Origin of the sequence: Lacinutrix sp. (assembly GCF_023299985.1) — a bacterium.
Classification (GTDB): domain Bacteria; phylum Bacteroidota; class Bacteroidia; order Flavobacteriales; family Flavobacteriaceae; genus Lacinutrix.
The window spans coordinates 1-2,953 of the sequence record NZ_JALZVX010000189.1 but is presented as its reverse complement, the minus strand read 5'-3'; the positions used below and the strand labels follow the sequence as shown (position 1 = coordinate 2,953).

Below are 2,953 nucleotides of genomic sequence, written 5' to 3'. Positions count from 1 at the left end.
TTCATCTTACAAGGCACAAAAGCACATTAATTAAATGATTACTGTTGCCATAAACGGTTTTGGACGCATTGGTCGACGTGTATTTAGACTATTACAAGAACATAAAAACATTAAAGTTGTAGCAATAAACGATTTGGCAGATGCCAAAACACTAAGCCATTTGCTAAAATACGATAGTATTCATGGTATTTTTAAAGGTGAAATTTCCCATACCAAAAACAGCATTATAATTAATAAAAATGAAGTTAGCCTTTTAAACGAAAATCATCCAAAACATATTAATTGGAAACCATTTTCTCCTGACTTTGTTATAGAATCTACAGGAAAATTTAAAACGTCTCAGGATTTAAATCATCATATTAAACATGGAGCTAAACGTGTGATTTTAAGTGTTCCACCTACTGAAGACGACATAAAAACTATTGTTTTAGGCACAAATGAAGACGCTTTAGATGGCACTGAATTAATAATTTCTAACGCTTCGTGTACTACAAATAATGCGGCACCAATGATAGCTATAATAAATGAGCTGTGTGGTATTAACCAAGCTTACATTACAACCATACATTCTTATACTACAGACCAAAGTTTGCACGATCAACCACATCGCGATTTACGTCGTGCTCGAGCTGCTGGACAATCCATAGTACCAACAACAACAGGAGCTGCTAAAGCTTTAACTAAAATATTTCCAGAATTAGCTAATGTTATAGGTGGCTGCGGTATTCGTGTTCCTGTTGCAAACGGATCACTAACAGATATAACATTTAATGTCAAAAAAACAGTTTCTATAAATGCTATAAATACTGCATTTAAAAAAGCTTCAGAAACCAAATACAAAGGTGTTTTAGAATATACCGAAGACCCAATTGTATCTATAGATATCGTTGGTAATACACATTCTTGCATTTTCGATTCTCAAATGACTTCCGTTATAGGAAATATGGTAAAAATTATTGGATGGTATGATAATGAGACTGGTTACTCTAGTCGTATTATTGACCTAATCATCAATTTGTCGGAAAAAAAACACTTTTGTCGGTTAAATAATTATATTTGCTAACGTAACTATACTTTAAATGTCCCTAATTCGTAAAATATTTTATTTTTTATTTTTGCTACTTGGAGTAATTGCAAATGCGCAAGAACTTTCTCAAGAAGAGCAGGACGCGCTTCAAACAGAAATAAATACAGAGCTCTCTTTTGCGCAAAAAAGCATTGAGAGTTTTAATTATAGTCAAGCTAGAAACCATATAGAAAAAGCACTTAAAAATGGAAAAAAACTTAAAAACAAAAAAAAGTTAGGTAAAGTATATTCTAAACTTGGTGAAATTCAAAATCTACAAGAAGAACCAAATAAAGCAATTAACACTATAGCTAAAGCAATAGAAATTCAACGTATTACAAAAGACTATGTTAATCTTGCTGAGACTTACAAAACGCTTGGCGACGTTTATTTAAAAATAAAAAAACCACAAAAAGCCTTAGATCAATACAAATCTGCAGAAGCATTATTTAATCAAGAAAATTTAAAACAACTTGCAACAGAAACTATTTTAAAAAAAGGACAAGCATATTTTGATTTAAATGATTTTGTTAATGCTGAAAACTCTTTTAATAAATCGATTTTACTTTCAAAACGTTATAAATTAGATAAAACATTAAGTAGTAGCCTACTATATTTAGGTAAAGTACAAGCAAAAAACGGAAGTTTAGGTTTAGCTTTAAAAAACGCAAATGAAGGTTTTGCTCTTGCAAAAGAAAACAAAAATTTAGATGTTTTAAGCACTGGTTATTTAACCTTAAGCAATTTGCAAGAAGCAGATGGAAGTTACCAACTTGCTAACAAATATTTAAAAGCATATTTAAAGCTTTCAGACTCGCTGAACATTGCAAAAAAAGCCGTAATTTCTTCACAAGAAACAAATAAACTCTCTACTGTTAACCAAACAGAAAGCGAAGCTGACACAGAAAACGAAGGCGGAACGAATACTATTACTCAATTAATTACAATTCTAAGTATCGCTTTAATTACCATTCTTTCACTTTTAACTTTATCGCTTTACAAGAACAATAACATTAGACTAAAATCTAATAACATTTTACATAAAAAAAACGGAGAATTAATAGTTAGTAAAGAAAAAGCAGAATTAGCTTCAAAAACTAAAGCAAACTTTTTATCTACTGTAACTCACGAGTTAAGAACACCTTTGTATGCCGTTACAGGTTTAACAAATATGCTTTTAGACGAAGACCCAAAACCAGAACAAGTACAGCACTTAAAGTCTTTAAAATTCTCTGGAGACTACCTTTTAACCTTTATTAACGACATCCTTCAAATTAATAAAATTGAAGCCAATAAAGTAGAAGTTGAAAAAGAAGTTTTTAATTTAAAAAAGAAAATAGCTAACGTTATCTCTGCCTTAAACAATTCTGCAGTTGGTAATAATATAAAAATGCATTTTGAGTTTGAGGAAAGTTTACCTAATAACTACAATGCAGATCAACTTAAAATATCTCAAATTTTAATTAACCTTATTGGTAACTCTATTAAATTTACTAAAAACGGAGATATTTGGGTACGAGCTAAAAAAATTAACGAAAAAAATGGGTTATTTAATATTCGTTTTGAGGTTCAAGATAATGGCATAGGAATAAGTAAAGAAAAACAAGAAAACATGTTCGAGAGCTTCTCTCAAGGCTCGATTCAAATTAATAGAAAATATGGAGGAACCGGATTAGGTCTCTCTATTGTTAAAGGATTAATAGATATTTTAAAAGGAAAAATATATCTAAAAAGCGAACTAGATAAAGGTTCTACTTTTTTCTTTGAATTACCTCTGGAATATGCAGAAGAAGCTATTAAAAAAGAACAAACAAACTACTTTAAAGATATTAGTGAAGTAGAATTAGAAAACATTAAGATTCTTATAGTTGAAGATAACAAGATCAA

The 2,953-nt window shown here is 30.0% G+C and carries 2 protein-coding genes; both read left to right on the top strand.

The features are described from left to right. The first annotated feature begins 34 nt into the window (after positions 1–34). The gene (gene gap, locus Q0C58_RS10200; protein WP_290700945.1) at positions 35–1,063 is read left to right on the top strand and encodes a type I glyceraldehyde-3-phosphate dehydrogenase; all 1,029 of its coding nucleotides are present in this window, start codon (positions 35–37) and stop codon (positions 1,061–1,063) included. Between the two features lie 52 nt (positions 1,064–1,115). Continuing rightward, positions 1,116–2,953: ATP-binding protein (locus tag Q0C58_RS10195; protein WP_290700942.1), on the top strand; the 1,838-nt coding region annotated here is incomplete at its 3' end.

Coding starts and splice junctions, on each gene's coding strand:
- gap (WP_290700945.1), top strand. CDS start 35: ATGATTACTGTTGCCATAAACGGTTTTGGACGCATTGGTCGACGTGTA.